This is a genomic window from Kitasatospora sp. NPDC036934, from assembly GCF_055608425.1.
On record NZ_JBVJQR010000023.1, the window covers coordinates 67,215 to 84,663 of the forward strand.

General features: G+C 73.8%; 15 protein-coding genes and 1 pseudogene. 6 read left to right on the forward strand and 10 right to left on the reverse strand.

What is annotated here, in order from left to right; genetic code table 11:
- The coding region (locus ACZ7BZ_RS29345) for a DUF421 domain-containing protein (protein ID WP_470360965.1) at positions 1 to 576 on the reverse strand (576 nt) is incomplete at its 3' end.
- A 60-nt stretch (positions 577 to 636) separates the two neighbouring features.
- The gene (locus tag ACZ7BZ_RS29350; protein WP_470360966.1) at positions 637 to 1,419 is read right to left on the reverse strand and encodes a LysR substrate-binding domain-containing protein; all 783 of its coding nucleotides are present in this window, start codon (positions 1,417 to 1,419) and stop codon (positions 637 to 639) included.
- A gap of 57 nt (positions 1,420 to 1,476) precedes the next feature.
- Here ACZ7BZ_RS29350 and ACZ7BZ_RS29355 point away from each other — a divergent pair, with 57 nt between their 5' ends.
- From ACZ7BZ_RS29355 to ACZ7BZ_RS29365, 3 genes are all read left to right on the forward strand, one after another.
- Positions 1,477 to 1,896: a DUF5997 family protein gene (locus tag ACZ7BZ_RS29355; protein WP_380456702.1), complete on the forward strand. Its 420-nt coding sequence runs from the start codon at positions 1,477 to 1,479 to the stop codon at positions 1,894 to 1,896.
- A 159-nt stretch (positions 1,897 to 2,055) separates the two neighbouring features.
- Positions 2,056 to 3,792: a DUF885 domain-containing protein gene (locus tag ACZ7BZ_RS29360; RefSeq protein ID WP_470360967.1), complete on the forward strand. Its 1,737-nt coding sequence runs from the start codon at positions 2,056 to 2,058 to the stop codon at positions 3,790 to 3,792.
- Between the two features lie 262 nt (positions 3,793 to 4,054).
- On the forward strand, positions 4,055 to 4,813 hold the full coding sequence (locus tag ACZ7BZ_RS29365; protein WP_470360968.1) for a hypothetical protein: 759 nt from the start codon (positions 4,055 to 4,057) through the stop codon (positions 4,811 to 4,813).
- 37 nt (positions 4,814 to 4,850) lie between these two features.
- Here the strand turns inward: ACZ7BZ_RS29365 and ACZ7BZ_RS29370 are convergent, their stop codons facing one another.
- From ACZ7BZ_RS29370 to ACZ7BZ_RS29395, 6 genes are all read right to left on the reverse strand, one after another.
- Entirely contained in the window at positions 4,851 to 6,191 is a 1,341-nt protein-coding gene (locus ACZ7BZ_RS29370) for a glycosyltransferase (RefSeq protein ID WP_470360969.1), read from the reverse strand.
- A gap of 38 nt (positions 6,192 to 6,229) precedes the next feature.
- Positions 6,230 to 7,294 carry an ADP-ribosylglycohydrolase family protein gene (locus ACZ7BZ_RS29375; protein WP_470360970.1) on the reverse strand — a complete coding sequence of 355 codons (1,065 nt, stop codon included), beginning with the start codon at positions 7,292 to 7,294 and terminating at the stop codon, positions 6,230 to 6,232.
- Complete coding sequence (gene nadE / locus ACZ7BZ_RS29380) at positions 7,291 to 8,130, reverse strand: ammonia-dependent NAD(+) synthetase (protein WP_470360971.1); 840 nt, start codon at positions 8,128 to 8,130, stop codon at positions 7,291 to 7,293. The genes ACZ7BZ_RS29375 and nadE overlap by 4 nt, the downstream gene beginning before the upstream one ends.
- 159 nt (positions 8,131 to 8,289) lie before the next feature.
- Positions 8,290 to 10,320: an ATP-dependent zinc metalloprotease FtsH gene (ftsH, locus tag ACZ7BZ_RS29385; protein WP_470360972.1), complete on the reverse strand. Its 2,031-nt coding sequence runs from the start codon at positions 10,318 to 10,320 to the stop codon at positions 8,290 to 8,292.
- A 219-nt stretch (positions 10,321 to 10,539) separates the two neighbouring features.
- Positions 10,540 to 11,157, reverse strand: a complete 618-nt coding sequence (locus ACZ7BZ_RS29390) for a mycothiol-dependent nitroreductase Rv2466c family protein (protein WP_470361013.1) — start codon at positions 11,155 to 11,157, stop codon at positions 10,540 to 10,542.
- 109 nt (positions 11,158 to 11,266) lie between these two features.
- On the reverse strand, positions 11,267 to 12,838 hold the full coding sequence (locus tag ACZ7BZ_RS29395) for an alpha/beta hydrolase (RefSeq protein WP_470360973.1): 1,572 nt from the start codon (positions 12,836 to 12,838) through the stop codon (positions 11,267 to 11,269).
- Between the two features lie 471 nt (positions 12,839 to 13,309).
- Here ACZ7BZ_RS29395 and ACZ7BZ_RS29400 point away from each other — a divergent pair, with 471 nt between their 5' ends.
- The 3 genes from ACZ7BZ_RS29400 (at position 13,310) to ACZ7BZ_RS29410 (ending at position 15,203) form a co-directional block, all read left to right on the forward strand.
- On the forward strand, positions 13,310 to 14,074 hold the full coding sequence (locus ACZ7BZ_RS29400) for an NUDIX domain-containing protein (RefSeq protein WP_470360974.1): 765 nt from the start codon (positions 13,310 to 13,312) through the stop codon (positions 14,072 to 14,074).
- Positions 14,075 to 14,214: 140 nt separating this feature from the next.
- Positions 14,215 to 14,610, forward strand: a complete 396-nt coding sequence (locus ACZ7BZ_RS29405) for a PadR family transcriptional regulator (RefSeq protein WP_470360975.1) — start codon at positions 14,215 to 14,217, stop codon at positions 14,608 to 14,610.
- The gene (locus ACZ7BZ_RS29410; RefSeq protein ID WP_470360976.1) at positions 14,607 to 15,203 is read left to right on the forward strand and encodes an HAAS signaling domain-containing protein; all 597 of its coding nucleotides are present in this window, start codon (positions 14,607 to 14,609) and stop codon (positions 15,201 to 15,203) included. Before ACZ7BZ_RS29405 ends, ACZ7BZ_RS29410 begins: the two co-directional genes overlap by 4 nt.
- Before the next feature lie 433 nt (positions 15,204 to 15,636).
- Here ACZ7BZ_RS29410 and ACZ7BZ_RS29415 read toward each other — a convergent pair whose 3' ends face one another.
- On the reverse strand, positions 15,637 to 16,314 hold the full coding sequence (locus ACZ7BZ_RS29415) for a DUF6461 domain-containing protein (protein WP_470360977.1): 678 nt from the start codon (positions 16,312 to 16,314) through the stop codon (positions 15,637 to 15,639).
- A gap of 682 nt (positions 16,315 to 16,996) precedes the next feature.
- Positions 16,997 to 17,422: pseudogene (locus tag ACZ7BZ_RS29420) on the reverse strand (cytosine permease); the annotation flags it as partial.
- Between the last annotated feature and the right edge of the window lie 27 nt (positions 17,423 to 17,449).

Consider the following 17,449-nt stretch of genomic DNA (forward strand, 5'->3'; position numbering starts at 1 on the left):
CGGGGGCCGACGGTCGGCGGCGATGTCGGCCAGCAGCCGCTCGATCGACTCCAGCCGCTCCCGCAACTCCTCGACGTCCCCCTTGGTGGCACTCCGCTCGACCGCGCGGAGGGTCACCAGCAGCTGCCCGTCCGGCTCCAGCCGGGCCCGCGCGACGCCGCTCACGTCATCGCCGTTCTGCACCCGGATCGCGTGCTCCAGCTCGGAGGGGCGCAGCGCCAGCTGGTGCAGCGCGCCGGGCACCAGAACACCGTCCCGGACCACCGTGGTCGGCGTGCCCTCCAGGATCCGCGCGGCCCGCGGGTCCCGGGCCAGCCAGCGGGTCACCCCGGCGTTCACCGCGATCAGGGTGACCGCGCCGATCGCGCCGCCCAGCAGGCTGTTGTCGTTGCCGATGATCGCGTTCTGCACCACGTTGGAGAGCAGGAAGACGACCACCATGTCGAAGGTGTTCAGCCCCGCCAGCCCGCGCTTCCCGGCGAGCCGGAACAGCACCAGGATCAGTACGTAGACCGCGATCGTCCGGAGGATCTTCTCCACGATCGGAATCTGGACGACCACCAGGTCATGCCACACGGCCCCGCTCCTCCCACCACGACTGTCCGGAACGGGGCCGACGCTACTCCGCGGGCGGTGTCAGGAACGGCGCTTCGGCTTGCCCCGCCGGCCGGCCGCCGCGCTCCGGCCGCCCGCCGCCGGCTTCGCCTTGGGCTTGGGCTTCTGGGACTGCTGCTGCGGCTTGCGCTGCGCGGCGGCCTTCTTCGGCTGGGCCTTCTGCTGGGGCTCGGCCCCCTGCCCGGCCCCGCGGCCGCGCGAGCTGTTGACGGTGCGCCCCCGGACGATCCCGATGAACTCCTCCACCAGGTCCGTGGTGCGCTCCTGCGGCCAGGACAGCGCCACCTGCGACTGCGGTGCCTCCACCACCGGCCGGTAGGTGAGGTCCCGCCGGTGGTGCAGCCGGGCCAGCGACTGGGGCACCAGCAGCACCCCGACGTTGGCCGCCACCAGCTCGACCGCGTCCGCGGTGGTGTCCGGGCGGGCGATCGCCGGGCGACCGGGCAGGGTCTCGGCGGTGAAACCGAGGGTGTCGTCCAGCGGGTGGAAGACCACCTCGTCGGCGAGGTCGGCGAGCGCGACCTCCTCGGCGGCGGCGAGCCAGTGGTCCTTGGGGAAGATCACCACGGTGCTCTCGGTGTACAGCGGGATCGCGCTGAGCACGTCCTTGTCGACCGGCAGCCGGACCAGCCCGGCGTCCACCGCGCCCTCGCGCACCGTCCGCTCGCCGTCGGTGGAGGGCACCGCGACCAGGTCGAGCGGGACGTCCGGGAGCCGCTCGACCCAGACCCGGGCCCATTTGCCGGGGGTCACGCCCGGAACGTACGCGAGCCGGAAGGGCGGGTTCACCTGCATGTCTGTCACAGGGCAAGGCTACCGACCGTGACCGGAAGCGCCCGCGCACTCCCTTACCCTTGTCACATGACATCGCTCAAGCAGAAGACCAGCCAGACCATGAAGCCGGAGACGGCGGCCAAGAAGCTGGGGATCTACCTCGCAGCGGCGCCGACCGACTTCCAGGAGGGCGTGGTCTCCCGCGAGGAGCTCAACGCACTGCAGGCCGAGCCGCCGCAGTGGCTCCAGGAGCTGCGCAAGAACGGCCCGCACCCGCGCCCGGTGGTCGCCGCCAAGCTCGGCATCTCCATCTCGGGCCTGGCCCGCGGCGGGGTGACCGAGGCCCTCACCACCGAGCAGATCGACGCGATCAAGGCCGAGAACCCGCTCTGGCTCCAGCACGAGCGCGCCAACCAGGTGGACGTCCGCAAGGAAGAGGCCCGGATCAAGGCGAAGCGCGAGAAGGAGGCCGCCGAGCAGGCCGCCAAGGAGACCCAGCGCCGCTGAACCCGGCCCCGGCGACGGCGCGTTCATCACGAGCGGACGGAACTCGTTTCCGTCCGCTCGTGTATTGACCGCGCCGTCGCCGACTCCGAATAATCGGCCCGATCGGGCCGCACCAGGGAACCCGTGCCGCACTGACCACACCGGACCCGGGAGCACCCGATGCCCGCTCAGCCCGCCGACCCCACCCAGCGGATCGGCTCCGCTCCCAAAGCCGGGGCCGACGCCGCGCCACAGGCCGAACTCGCCGCGCTCGCCGAAGAGTTCTTCGCCGCCGAGAACGCCCATGACCCCTTCGAGGCGACCCTCGCCGGCACCGAGGGCTACGCCCACGAGGTGCCCGACCCGTCCCGGGCGGCCGCACTGCGCCACCGCGAGGTGCTCCAGGGCTTCGGCGCCCGGCTGGCCGCGATCCCGCTGGACGGGCTGACCGGCGAGGACCGCATCACCCACCGGGTGCTCGTCCGGCTGATCGACAACGACAGCGGGCGGATCGCCCACGGGCTGGCCGACTTCAGCATCTCCGCGACCATCGTCGCCCCGCACAACACGGTGTTCAGCTCGCTCGCCATGACCGCCGTCGACCAGGAGGGCGCCGACGCCTACCTGGAGCGGCTGGCAGGCCTGCCCGGCTACTTCGACGCCGTGCTTCAGGTCGGCCTGGACGCCGCCGCCGAGGGCCGGCACCCGCTGCGCAGCGGCGTGGACGCCGCGATCACCCAGCTGGACGGCCACCTGGCCGCCGACCCCACCGCCGACCAACTGCTGCGCCCGCTCCAGGGCCGCCCGGAGTTCGAGCGGGCCCGGGCGATCGTGCGCGACGGCGTCCGCCCGGCCGTGGCCCGCTACCGGGCCGGGCTGGCCCAGCGGCTGGCCCCGGGCGCCCGCCCGGACACCGAGGCGGGGGTCTGCCACGTGCCCGGCGGCGCCGAGGGCTACGTCGACGCCGTCGGCCGCTACACCCGCCCCGGGCTGGCCCCGGAGGAGATACACCGGATCGGCCTGGAGACGGTGGCGGCGCTGCGCGAGGAGCTCGCCGAGCTGGGCGGCAAGGTGCTCGGCGTCAACGGCACCGACGCCGTACTGACCGCGCTGCGCGAGGACCGGTCGCTGCGCTTCGGCAGCGCGGCCGAGATCGTCGCCCTGGTGGACGCCGCCCTGGAGCGCGCCCGGCACGCCTCGGCCGACTGGTTCCGCCCGTACCCGATCGCGGACTGCGTGACCAGGGAGATCGACCCGCTGGAGGCCGAGACCGCGCCGCTGGCCTACTACCAGCCGCCGGGCCCGGGCGGGCGGCCCGGCACCCACTGGATCAACACGCTGAACCCGGAGAGCCGGTTCAGCTACGAGTACGAGGCGATCGCCTTCCACGAGAGCGTGCCCGGCCACCACCTGCAGCTCGCGCTCGCCCGCACCCTGACCGGGCTGCCGCGCTTCCGGCAGCAGCCCAGCGCCCAGCTGACCGCGCACGTCGAGGGCTGGGGCCTGTACACCGAGCGGCTGGCCGACGAGATGGGCCTGTACAGCTCGGAGCTGTCCCGCTTCGGCATGCTCTCGATGGACGCGCTGCGCGCGGTGCGCCTGGTGGTGGACACCGGGCTGCACCATTACGGCTGGTCCCGGGAGCGGGCGATGGCCTTCATGCGGGACAACACCGCTACCCCCGAGGCCAACGTCCGCAACGAGATCGACCGCTACATCGCCTGGCCCGGCCAGGCCACCGGCTACCTGATCGGCCGTCGGGAGATCGTCCGGCACCGGGAGCGGGCGCAGGCCGCGCTCGGCGGGCGCTTCGACGTACGGGAGTTCCACCACGAGGTGATCGGGCACGGCAGCCTGCCGCTGGGCGTGCTGGAGGACCTGATCACCGACTGGATCGAGACGCTGCGCCGGTACTGAGATCCCTCGGGGCGCGTCCTGACATCCGTTCGGGTCGTGCACCACCGAGGTCCTGTTCGGGTCGTGCACCGAGATCCCGTTCGGGTCACGTACTGACGTCCGCTCGGGTCGCGGAAACGATTCCGCGCGCCCGTGACGGTCCTCCCGCGCCGGACCCTGCGTCACCCCTTCGGCCTCCTCGACACGGTAGTGTCCGCTGACGCGGCCTCCGGCACCTCGCCCGCCGGCCGCCCGTACTACCGCAACGACCTGGAGGAACTCCGTGCCGGCTCCCGCCCGAGGCGCCCTCGCCATAGCCGCGGCCGTCCTGCTCGCCGCAGCCGCCGGCTGCTCGTCCGGCGGCGGCCAGACCGCCAAGGGCGGCTCGCACGCCAAGGAGAGCTCCCACGCCGGCGCCCACACCTCCGCCCCGGCGGCCCCGGGCGACGCCGCCCAGCCCGTCCCGGCCGCGGTCGTGACCGGCCCCGGTCCGAAGAGCTCCTACGACGCCCAGCCGCAGCCCGCCGCGGGCAGCTGCCACTACCGCTACACCGCGGACAAGCAGCCGCTGCCCGACCCGAACTGCACCCCCGGCGCGATCAGCCCGGCCGTCAACCAGGGCAACATCAACGACACCATCTGCAAGCCGGGCGGCTACACCTCGACCATCCGCCCGCCGGTCAACATCACCGGCAAGGAGAAGGCCGAGAACGCCAAGTCCTACGGCTACAGCGGGCCGATGGGCGACGCCGAGTACGACCACCTGATCAGCCTCCAGCTCGGCGGCGACCCCAACGACCCGCGCAACCTCTGGATCCAGCCGCCCTCCCCCGGGCACGTCCCGGGCAAGGGCCCCAACAACCCCAAGGACTCGGTGGAGACCCACCTGCACACCGCGATCTGCAAGGGCCAGGTCACCCTGACCGCCGCGCAGCAGGCGATCGCCACCGACTGGACGACGGCCGAGGCCAAGCTCGGCATCAGCAAGGGCGGCGCCGCCGCGCCCACCCCGGAGGCGGACGCGGACGGCGACGGCAACTGACGGGACGTCCCGGCAGCCCCTGCCACCACGACGGTCGTCAGAGCGTCTCGACCAGCTCGGCGATGGTGTCGAACGGCCGGTACTCCGCGAACTCCGCGCCCAGCGCGCGGGCCCGTTCGCGGAACCGGCCCTCGCCGAGCACCCGCTCCACCGCCCGGCCGACCGACTCCGGCTCCGGGCAGCCGGTGCGCAGGTCCAGTCCGACGCCCGCCCACTGCACCCGGGCCGCCACCTCCGGCTTGTCCTCGCTCGCGCCCGCCACCACCAGCGGCACCCCGTACCGCAGCGCCGTCTGAACCCCGCCGAAGCCGCCGTTGCTCACCAGCACGTCGGTGTGGGGCAACAGTCGGTCGAACGGCACGTACCCGGCGGCGCGGACGTTGCCCGGCAGCCGCCCGCCCAGCAGCTCGGTCAGCACCTGCGGACCGTCCGGACGGGCGGTGGCCGCCACCACCAGGACGTCCCGCTCGGCCAGCGCGCGGACCGTCGGCACGACCAGCTCGGACAGGTCGTCATTGGCCAGCGTGCCCTGGGTCACCACCACGACCGGCCGCTCCCCGGTGACCTCCGCCCACCACTCGGGCAGCGGCTGCTCCTCGCCGACCTTCCCCGGCAGCCCGCCGATCAGCCGGTAGGAGGCGGGCGCGTCGCCGCGCGGGTACTCGAAGCCCGGAACGGTCAGCTGCAGGAACACGTCCGGCACCGTCGCCGCCGCCAACCCGCGCGGGCCCTCCGGCAGCCGGACGCCCACCTCCGCGAACACCTTCTCCGCGTACCGCTGCAACGGCTCGCCGCGCCGGTCCATCTCCTCCTGCAGCGCGCGGTTGCGGATCCGGCCCTCCTCCCCCGGCAGCGGCGGCAGCGCCAGCCCGAACGGCGCGGTGTCCACGCTCGGCAGCATCGACGGCGTGGTCCCGACCCCGATCAGCGCCGGGCGCTCCGCCCGCGGCCGGGAGAGCGCCAGCGGCAGCGCCCCCTGGACGAAGGAGTCGGCGATCACCACGTCGGCCGGGAACTCCGCCAACAGCGCGAGCAGCGCCCGGTACTGGTACGGGACCGGGTCGAGGAAGATGTGCCGCACGTCGAAGCCGATCCGCTCCGGGCCGGGCGGCAGCTCCGCCCGCCCCGGGAACGACGCGTCGAGGTCGCGGTCGTCCCAGTCGGCCTCGGCGGGCAGCGCGGCGAAGCGCACCCCGGCCCGCCCGGCGGCCTCCGCGAAGCGCGAACCACCGAGGAAGACCACCTCGTGGCCGCGCGCGGCGAGATCGGCGGAGATGGCCAGCAGCGGGCTGACGTGCCCGTGCGCGGGCAGGGCGGTGGTGATGATCCTGGACAGCGGAAGCTCCTGTGGTCGGGCCCGGTTCGTTCTGCGCCGCACGGTAGCCAGGGGCGGTAGACGACCGATCAACGGATCATCTATCCGGCACGGTGCCCCCGTTCGCGGTAGTACGGTGACGATCCGCCCGCGCGGACGATCACGGGGTACGAGGGCCGGCCGGCGGGCCGCCGCTGGAACGGCTCCTGGGCCGGCCCGGCCGAATACGCCGCCAGCCGCTCCGCCAGCCGCAGCAGGTCGGGCGCCCGCAGGACGCGTCCGTCGGAGCCCGGGAGGGGCACGTGCAGCGGCTCGGTCCAGCGGGCCGGGACGGCCGCCAGGCCGTAGCGGGCGCCGGCCAGGCCGCCGGTGACGGCGGCGACGGTGTCGGTGTCGCCGCCTAGGTCGACGGCGGCGCGCAGGGCCGCCTCGAAGCCGTCGGTGGTGCGCAGCGCCCAGACAGCGGAGCCCAGGCAGGGCCAGACTGCGCCGTTGGGCTCGGTGGCCTGGTCGGGGTGCCAGTCGTGGGCGAGGACGGTGGCGTAGCGCTCACGGTGCTCGGGGTCCACCGCGGCCAGCACGGACGGGAGTTCGGCGAGCGGTTCGGTGCCGTCCAGGGCGAGACGGACCAGCTCGTGGAAGATCGCCGTACCCTCCCAGGCGGCCCGGTCGCCGTGGGTGAGCGCGGCGATCCGGCGGGCGGCGTCCATGGTGGCCTCGCGGCCGGCGCGGGCGAAGGCGACCGCGGCGGTGGCGGCCCGCATCAGGGAGCCGTTGCCGGCGGCGCGCAGGGTGGTGTTGAAGTGGATGCCGGCGGCGAGGTCCCAGGGGTGGCCGCCAGTGAGCACGGACTCGGTCTGGATGCCGATGTCCTTGGGTTCGGCGGCGGCCCAGCGGCGGAACCGGTCGAAGATGTCCGGGAGGTCCAACTCCCCGCGTTCGAGGAGGGATTCGGCGACCAGGACGGCCATCTGGGTGTCGTCGGTGGCCTCGCCGCGCTCCCAGCCGCCGCCAGCGACCAGTTCCGCTCCGCCCCCGCCGATCGGGAAGCGGGCAGACAGGACGCCGGCCGGGCCGAACTCGTAGGGCGCGCCGAGGGCGTCGCCCACCGCCGACCCGAGGATCGCCCCGGCCGCCCGCGCGTTCCGCCCGGCCGGGTCGGTCACGCCTGGGCCGGGGTGATCGGCAGACCGCGCTTGTGCTCGGTGCGGCGGTAGTGGCCGAGGACGGTCTGGAAGACCTGCTCGCTGACCGGGCGACCCTCCAGGAAGTCGTCCAGGTCGTTGTACTCGACGCCGAGCGCGTCCTCGTCGGGCTTGCCGGGGGCGAGGTTCTCCAGGTCCGCGGTGGGGACCTTGCCGACCAGCTCCTCAGGCGCCCCCAAGTGGGCCGCCATCGCGCGGACCTGACGCTTCGTCAGACCGGAGAGCGGCATCACGTCGGCCGCGCCGTCGCCGAACTTGGTGAAGAAGCCGACGGCCGCCTCGGCGGCGTGGTCGGTGCCGACGACCAGGCCGCCACTGGCGCCCGCGGCCGCGTACTGGACCACCATCCGCTGGCGGGCCTTGACGTTGCCGCGCACGAAGTCCTCGTGGGCGTGATCGCGGAAGGTGAGGCCGGCGGTCAGCAGCGCGTCGAAGGCGGCGTCGGTCGCGGGCTTGACGTCGACGGTGAGCAGTTCGTCGGCCCGGATGAAGTCCAGGGCGCGCTGGGCGTCGGCCTCGTCCGCCTGGACGCCGTACGGCAGCCGCATCGCGGTGAAGGAGGCCTGGTACCCCTCGGCGCGCAGCCGCTCGACGGCGAGCTGGCAGAGCCGACCGGTGGTGGTGGAGTCCACCCCGCCGCTGATGCCCAGCACCAGGGTGCGCGCGCCGGAGGCCCGCAGCTGGTCGGCGAGGAAGGCCACCCGGCGCTCGGCTTCCTTCGCGGGGTCGGTGACGGGCACCACCCCGAGGGCCAGGGCGATCTCGCGCTGGACGTCCGCGGGCAGGGTTTCGGTCATGGTCGGCTCCTTCGGGTCGGTACCACGACATCATCCACCCGGGCCGCGGCCGCGCCTGCGGCGCCCCCTGGCCCGTCCGGCCTGATCCTGCCCTGAACGGCCTGATCCCTGGACGGCCTGGTCCGACCCGATCCGGCCCTGGACGGCCCCGGGCGCCCCTCAGGACGGGACTGCCGGGCCCGGCCCTCCGCCCGTCTCCGGCGCCGGGTGCCGGAGGATGTCGAGCACCACGCGGCCGTCCACCGTCTCCTGGGCGACCAGCAGCGCCGCCAACTCGTCCAGGTGGTGCCGGTGTTCGCGCAGCAGCGCGACGGCCCGGCGCTCGGCGCCGCGCAGCAGGGCGGCCACCGCCTCGTCCATCGCGCGCTGGGTCTGCTCGGAGTAGGGGCGGCGCAGCAGGTCCTCGGGGTGGTCGCCGAGGTACTGGGGGGAGCCGCTGGAGTAACCGACCGGTCCGATGTCCGGGGAGAGGCCGAACTCGCGGACCATCCTGGTGGCCACCGAGGTGGCGTTGGCGAGGTCGTTGGCGGCGCCGGTCGAGCCCTCGCCGAAGACCACCAGTTCGGCGGCCCGCCCGCCGAGCTGGACGGTGATCAGGTCGTTCAGGTAGCCCTCGCTGTACAGGTGCCGCTCCGCCTCGGGAAGCTGTTCGGTGGCGCCGAGGGCGACCCCGGCCGGGAGGATGGTCACCTTCGCGACCGGGTCGGCGTGCCGGCACAGCGCGGCGGTCAGCGCGTGCCCGGACTCGTGCACGGCGACGGCGTGCCGCTCCTCGGGCAGCAGCGCGTTGGAGGACTCCCGGCGTCCGAGCAGCACCCGGTCGCGGGCGTCGTCGAGGTCGGCGGCGGTGATGGTGGACCGTTCGGCGCGCACGGCGTTGATGGCGGCCTCGTTGACCAGGTTGGCGAGGTCAGCGCCGGAGAAACCCGGGGTGCCGCGGGCGATCCGGTCCAGGTCGGCCTCCGGGGCGAGGGTCTTGCCGCGGGTGTGGACGGCGAGGATGGCCGCCCGCTCGGCCTGGTTGGGCAGCGGCACGGTGACCTGCCGGTCGAAGCGGCCGGGGCGCAGCAGGGCCGGGTCGAGGGCGTCCGGCCGGTTGGTGGCGGCGATGACGACGATGCCGGTGCTCTGGTCGAAGCCGTCCATCTCGGAGAGCAGCTGGTTGAGGGTCTGCTCGCGCTCGTCGTTGCCGCCGATCCGGCTGCCGCCCGCGCGTCGGCCGCCCACGGCGTCGATCTCGTCGATGAAGACGATGGACGGGGCGCGCTTGCGGGCCTCGTCGAACAGGTCGCGGACCCGGGAGGCGCCGACGCCGACGAACATCTCCACGAAGCCGGAGCCGGTGACGGACAGGAAGGGTACGGAGGCCTCGCCGGCGACCGCCCGGGCGAGCAGCGTCTTGCCGGTGCCCGGTGGGCCTACCATGATCACTCCGCGCGGCCCCTTGGCCCCCGCGGCGGCGTAGCGTTCCGGGCTGCGCAGGAAGTCGACCACCTCGCTGACCTCCTGTTTCACCCCCTCGTACCCGGCCACGTCGGCGAAGCCGGTGGCGGGCCGCTCGGCCTCGATGATCTTCGCCCGGGAGCGGCCGATCGCGCTCAGCCCGCCGCCGAGCGAGCGCGCCGCCATCCGGCCGGACCACAGGAACAGCCCGCCGAAGATCAGCAGCGGCAGGAACAGCAGCAGGGTGGACCAGATCGAGCTGCCCCCGCTGGAGCGGCTGCCGGTGACGCTCACGTGCTGGTCGGAGAGCGCCCGGCTGAGCTGGGAGGTGTCCAGGGCGGTCGGGAGCTGGCTGGTGAAGTGGGTGCCGTCCTTGAGCGTGCCGGACACCCCGCCGGTGTCGCTGACGTCCACGGTCTGCACCTGGCCGGCGTCGACCCGGTTGAGCAGGTCGGTGTAGCCGTAGCGGGGGCCGACCGGGCTGGGCTTGGCGAGCAGCACCAGGAGCAGCAGGGTCACCAGCACGGCGACGGGCAGCAGCCAGCGGCGCAGCGCGGGGGGCGGCGGCTTGGGCGGGGTGCCGCCGGGGCCCCGGTTGGGACCTCCGCCGGGGCCGCGGTTCGAGCCACCACCGGGGCCGCCACCAGGGCCTCCACCACGGCCGGGCGGGTCGGGCCACCGGCCGGGGCCTCGGCCGGGCGGGGTCGCCGGGTGGCGGTCAGCGCGCAGACGCGTTCGTCCGATCATCCACGCTCACCGCCTCTCGGGCGCCGCCGGGCCTCACCCGCCGGCCCCGCACGGACTCCCCGCTCAGGGCCCACCCCTCCATGGTCGCCCCTGCGGCCCAGGACGGGAGCCGGAGGCCCGGACGGCACCGCCGTCGGACGTCGGCCGTCGGCTGTCGGACGTCGGACGTCCAGAGGCGCCCCGGGTGGGGCCGGGGCACCCCTCGGGAGGAGCCGCTCCTCAGGAGAAGTCGAGCGAGTCCGTCCGGGTCCGCTTGAGCTCGAAGAACTTCGGGTAGCCGGCCAGCAGGCGGACGCCCTCGAAGACCCGCAGCGCGTCCTCCCCGCGCGGGATCGCGCTCAGCACCGGGCCGAAGAAGGCCACCCCGTCCACGTGGATGGTCGGGGTGCCGACCTCCTCACCGACCGGGTCCATGCCCTCGTGGTGGCTCTTGCGCAGCGCGAGGTCGTACGCGGTGCTGGTGGCCGCCTCGGCGAGTTCCTCAGGCAGTCCGGCCGCCACCAGGGCCTCGCGGATGACGGTGTCGTCGGCGGGCCGGTCCTGGTCGTGGAAGCGGGTGCCGAGCTCGGTGTAGAGGTCACGCAGCACGTGCTGGCCGTACTGTTCGGCGGCGGCGATGCAGACCCGGACGGGGCCCCAGCCGGTGGTCATCAGGCGCTGGTAGCGCTCCGGCAGGTCGGTGCGGCCCTCGTTGAGGACGGACAGGCTCATCACCCGGAAGGTGAGGTCGAGTTCGCGCTGGCGGGCGACCTCCAGGATCCACCGGGAGGTGATCCAGGCGAAGGGGCAGACGGGGTCGAAGTAGAAGTCGACCTTGGTGGCCCCGGTGTTCACGATCTCGTTCTCGTGCGCGCTCTTGTTCTCGTTCTTGTTCACGTGGATGATCTTAGGGCCGGATTGGACCGGTATCCAGGGCCAATCGGATCAACTTCCAGTGGTCCACTTCTCAGCTGCAGGTGGTCCCGTCGGAAGGTACCGTACCGTCCAGCAGGTAGGCGTCCACGGTCTTCTTCAGGCACGGGTTGCCGGTGTTGTAGCCGCCGTGGCCCTCGCCGTTGAGGGTGACGGTGATGCCGACGCCTGAGCCCAGCTGCTGCGCCATGGTGCGGGCGCCCTCGACCGGAGTGGCCGGGTCCCCGGCGGTGCCGACCACCAGGATCGGGGCGGCGCCCTGCGCGGAGACCTCCGGGTGGTCGGTCTTGCCGGGGACGGGCCAGCCGGTGCAGCCGGTCAGACCCCAGGCGGTGAAGTCGCCGAACACCGGGGAGGCGGTGCGGAACTGCGGCAGCTCCTGCTCGACGTCCTGGTCGGAGTAGCGCTGCCGGGCATCCACGCAACTGATCGCCCGGTTGGCCGCGTTGAGGTTGTTGTAGTGGCCCTGCGGATCGCGCCCGAGCAGCGCGTCGGCGAGCTGGAGGAGGGTGTCGCCGGTCCCCGCCTGCATCGCCTCGGTGAGTCCGGAGGCCAGCGCGGGCCAGGCCTGCCGGCTGTACAGGGCGCTGGCGATGCCGGTGACGGCCAGGCTCTCGGTGAGCTTGCGTCCGCTGCTGGTGGGCAGCGGCGACTGCGCGATCTTCTGCAGCAGGTCGGTGATCCGCGCGGTGCCCTCGGCGCCGCCGGCGCCGGTCGGGCAGGCGGCCGCGTCCTGGGTGGCACAGGCCTTCATGAAGTCGTCCAGGGCGAGTTGGAAGCCCTGGGCCTGGCCGAGCGCGTTCTGCTGCGGGTCCTTGGTCGGGTCGACCACCGAGTCCAGCACCATCCGGCCGACCTCCTGCGGGAACAAGTGCGCGTAGACGCCGCCGAGTTGAGTGCCGTAGCTGATCCCGAAGTAGGAGAGCTTCCGATCGCCGAGGACCTGCCGCATCAGGTCCATGTCCCGGGCGGCGCTCTCGGTGTCCACGTACGGCAGCACTGCGGCGGAGTTGTGCTCGCAGGCGGCGGCGAACTGCGCGTTGCTGTCGTCCAGTGCCTTGACCTCGGCGGAGGTGTCCGGGGTGCCGTCGACGGCCGCGTTGGCGTCCATCCCCTGGTCGTCCAGGCACTTCACCCCGGCGCTGTCGCCGACCCCGCGCGGATCGAAACTCACCAGGTCGTAGCGGGTGTTGAGGGAGGCGTAGGCCGAGGACAGGGCGGGCAAGGTGGCCACGCCGGACGCACCGGGGCCGCCGAAGTTGAAGAGCAGCGAGCCGAGCCGGTGCTGTTCGTCCTTGGCCTTGCTGCGGATCAGTGCGAGGTCGATGGTCTTCCCGTCGGGATCGGCGTGGTCCAGCGGGGCCTTGAGGGTGGCGCACTCCCAGTCGCTCGCGGGCGCGGTGCCGCCGCCCTGCGCGGCGCTCGGGGCCGGGCAGGGCTTCCAGTCCAGCCGCTGGGCGGCCAGGCCGGTGGCGCTCGCACCGGTGGCCGGGGAGCTGGGCGCGGGTTCGGCGGCGGAGCGGCTGTCGCCCTGGCAACCGGAGAGGGGGGCGATCAGCAGCGCGGTCAGGCCGAGTGCGCCGGCGCCGCGGACGACGGTGTGCATGGAGCGGTCCACCTCTCGGTTGGCCGGGCTGGTACGCCGGGCTGGCCTGCCGGGCTGATCTGCTGCCGCACCGCCCGGCAAGCGCACCGGCGTGCGGCAGAACGGCGTACGCCCTGGTGCTTCGGGGAGGCGTACGCCCCGGCGCTCAGCAGCGTCGGCGCACCACAGACCCTAGGGGGCGGGGCTGGGCGACGCCCGTCGGAGTCCACGGACGGAGGGCGTGCGCCGAACGGGCTACCACCGGCCGACCGGGTGAGGATTCAACCGGGCCACGGGGTGGCAGCCTTACCGCCGGTCGCCGGTGCGTCGCCGGTGCGCCATGGAATACGTCGTGGCTGCGTCGCCGGGGGCTGCGTCGCCGGTGCGTCGTGGCTGCGGCCTCGGCATACGGAGGCTCCGTTGCGGTCCGTTGCGGGTCCGCGGTGGACCGGCGGTGGGCACGGCTCGGACAGATCGCGAACAGGGGGCGCGTTGAACGACGACACCGACTTCGTCAGCGTGGACGTCTTCATCACCACCAGCCGGCAGGAGATCCTGCTCCAACTGCGCGACGACAAGCCGGACATCCGGTGGCCCGCCCACTGGGTGGTCCCGGGTGGCCACCGCGAGCCCGGAGAGACGCCGCACCGGACGGCGGTGCGCGAACTGCGCGAGGAGACCGGGCTGGACGTGCCCGACCTGCTCCCCTTCCACCCGGTGCTGGCCGCGACCGACCACCGGGGCCACCGGCGGCGCGCCTTCCACGCCCAGGTCGACGTCGACCCGGCCGAGCTGGTCCTCGGCGAGGGCCAGGAGCTGCGGCTGGTCCCGTTCGCCGAGGCGCAGCGGATGAAGGTGCCGCCCGCACTCAAGGGCTACCTGCGCCAGCTGGAGGCCCGACTGGCGGTCGGGCGGACCCATGACTGGGCGGTGGTCGACGACATCCACCGCCACCTCTCCGACCACCGGGACGGCCTCGGACTGCCGCTGCTGCCCCTACAGGTAGTGAAGATCCAGGAGGAGGCCGGGGAGGTCGCGGAGGCACTGCTCGGCGTGCTCGGGGCCAATCCGCGCAAGGGGGTCAGCCACTCGATGGCCGATCTGCAGGGCGAGCTGTGCGACGTGATCACCGCCGCGATGGTCGCTTTGCGGGACACCACGACGGATCCGGGCGCCGTGCTGGCCGAGCACCTGGCGGGGTGGCGGCCTTCGCGGGCGTCGCAGCCGCCTCGGGCATCGCAGCCGTCGCAGCCATAGCAGCCGCCTCGGGCGTCGCAATCGTCGCAGCCGTCACAGCGGGAGGCGTAGCAGGAGGCGTAGCGGAAGGCGTGGCGGGCCGATCTCCCGCCGCATCGCCGTGCGTGCACTACCTTGCGTCGCCTGCTATCTTGCATTGCATGGTACCTGGCACCGCAAGCCCCGAGCCTGACGTTCCACCCGGTTCGTCCGGTTCGTCCGACGGCCCGGTCGCGACTCAGCTGCGCAAGGGAGTCCTGGAGTACTGCGTCCTCGCGCTGCTGCGCGACGGCCCGCGCTACGGGGTCGAACTGCTCCAGGAACTCGGCCGGTACCCGACGCTGGCGACCAGCCAGGGCACCATCTACCCCCTGCTGTCCCGGCTGCGCCGTGCCGGGCTCGCGGACACCTTCCTGCGCGACTCGGCCAGCGGCCCGTCCCGCCGGTACTACACCCTCACGGAAGCCGGGCGGAGCGCGCTGGAGGAGTTCACCGCGCTGTGGCCCGCCTTCCGTGCCACCGTCGACCACGTCCTCGCCCCAGGAGACCACCCGTGAACAACCCCATCGAGCACCCCCTGGTCCGCGCCCACCTCGACGCGGTCGCCCGCAGCACCGCCACCCTGCCGCCGGAACGCCGCCGCGAACTGCTGGCCGACCTGCGCGAGCACATCGAGATCTCGCTCACCGACACCCCGCTCACCGAGGCCGCCGTCCGCGCCGTCCTGGAACAGCTCGGCACCCCCCGGCAGATCGCCCACGCCGCCCTCGCCGAGGAGGGTCAGACTCCGCCCGCCCCGGAGCCGGCGGGCCGGACCAACCTCACCCTGGCCCTCGCCGTGCTCGCCCTGCCACTGGCGCTGATCCCGGTCGCCGGGCCCGTACTCGGGTTCGCCTCGGCCGTCCTGGCCGCCGTCCGGGTCAGCAGGTCCCGGCAGTGGACCCGGCGCGAGAAGCGCCAGGCGGCACTGCTCCTGCTCTCGCCGCTCCTCCTCACCCCGGCGATCGCCCTGGTCGTCACGGTGCTCTCCGGACTCACCCCCACCGCCCTGCTCGCCACCTGCGCCCTGGGCTTCTGCCCGAGCCTGACCGCGGCCCTGCGCCTCTCCCGGTCCGCCGCCCGGGTACGCACGGCAGGGCTCGCCGCCTGACGCCGCAGCGGCCTCCCACCCGGGCCGCGCCGGCCAGACGGTCCGACGGAGCAGCCCCGTCCCCCGGCAGCCCGCCGGCTGCGGCAGGACGACCGAGCGGCCCCAGCCGAAAGGGCGGCCAACTCCCCCACCACGAAGGGGAATCATCCACCGGGGCGAACACCCTCCGGTCGAGGTACGTGCCCCGGGCCCGGCGATCGAAACCGGCGTCAGCGGCGCCCCTGAACTCGGACCCCACCGCCCGCCCCTGACATCGCCCTCGGCGCCGGGTCAGTAGGCCGATCGGCAGCCTGGCCTGGGGAAATCGGTCGCCGGAACCTGCCGATCGGCACATGTGCGGGTGGGTGGTGGCGGGTGAGGATGGCGGTCGACGGGGCCCCTCCGGTGGGGCCCGGGAAGGACCTACGCCATGACCGCCCCTCGCTTTCTCAGCTCAGCGCAGTTCCAGCCCCGGCCTGCCGCGCACCACGTACGCCGGCAGCCGCATCTCGCCCAGTACCGCCGGGGGCAGGCGCAGCCCGAACCGCCGCCCGACCGCGCCGAGGCTCCGCTGCCGCAGACCCGCACAGGGCGAACTCCCAGGCACGCAGGAGGTGACACCGTCCGCCTCCAGGACGTTGGCGGCGACCAGCTCCGGCACGAGCAGGTCCGGCTGCTGCCCCCAGCGCCAGCGCTCCTGGCCGAGGCCGAAGCCGCACAACACGGCGCCGTCCCGGGCGTAGTCGAGCAGAGCCGGCGGCTGCTCCGGCATCGGGCGGAAGTGGACCACCTCCACGCCCTCACGCGCTATCTCGGTGAGCAGTTCACCGCCGGTGGAGTCCCCGTACTCGATCGCGAAGGACCAGCCGTCCGCCTCGCCTACCCGGATCACGCCGTCGCCGTCATCGCCGGGGCGGTAGACCTCGATGTCCAGGTCCCAGATCTCCCTGCCGCTGATCGGCCCGGTCACCTCGGCCGGGTCGGCACCCATCCGACGGGCGAGTTCCTCAGGCCGGATCCCCCGGGCGAACACCACCCCGGCCACTTCCCCGCCCGCGTCCGCCAGCCACTGGATGCCCTCACCGTCCCGCCCCTCGGCCTCGCGCGAACCATCATCGATGACGCCGATCATGACGCCCCTCCCCTCGCGCCCGCCCTGCGATGGCCAGGCACCGCCGGTCCGCACCATAACCGAGATCTCCGACATCCAACGCCGAACGCGGGGGCAGACGACCGTCCGGGCAGAGCAACTCCCCTGGGGCACAGCACCATTCACCAACCCCACCCGGCACGACGTTCCCGCCCCCTCCCCGAGGCCGGCCGGAGCACCGCCCCGGCCCCCGATGCCCCTAGCTCACCCACCTGCATTCGCCCCGCCCCGGTCACCCCCTCCACCACGACGACGGCGCCCCGCCACCACACCCGGACCTGCCACCTCCCGTGCCCTGCCCAAACGACCCCGACACCCGGAGGACAGCCCCCACCCCAACCAGGCCGACCCACACCGAAGACCCCAGCGCAGGAAGTCGAGCCGCCCGACTTCCTGCGCCACGCCCCAACTCCCGGAAGCACACCCACCCAGGCCCACCCAGCACGGTCCCCGACCCCCGGAGGCCAACGCCGACACAGGACGTCGAACCCACCGACTTCCCGCCCCCACCCAAACGCCCCCGCAACACCCGGCGGCGACCCAACCCCGCACCCGCAACCACCATAGGCAGCCCCACGCCGAGCGGGCCCAAGACAGGCCCGCGCAGGAAGTCGGACTGGCCGACTTCCTGCGCGCTGGTCAACCGCCCCAACTGCCCTCGGCCTCAACCCCTCCGGCGCAGCACCGTCCTCCGCGCGATGAGGGCGTAGACCAGGGCGGCCACCGCGATGCCCACCGGGAGGGCCAGGTCGACGCCCGTCAGGGCCGCGACGGGGCCGGTGTAGAGGGTGTCGACGCAGAGGGCCGAGGTGGCCACGCCCGCCAGGAGGGCGACCGCGCCGGCCGGATTGACGCCCGCGCGGTACCAGAAGGGGCTGCCCGGGGTCTCGTCGGTGAGGGCCCGGCCGTCGTAGTGGTTGCGGCGCAGCAGGATGTCGGTGGCGTAGATGGCGGTGCTGGGGCCGAGGAGGACGACGGTCAGCTGGAGCACGTTGCTGAACGTGTCGAGGAAGTTGGAGACCAGCAGCGCGTACAGGGTCAGCGCGACGGCGACCATACCGTCCACGAGGACGCTGAGCGTCCGGCGGAGTGGCCAGGCCGGTGGCAATGCGGGTGC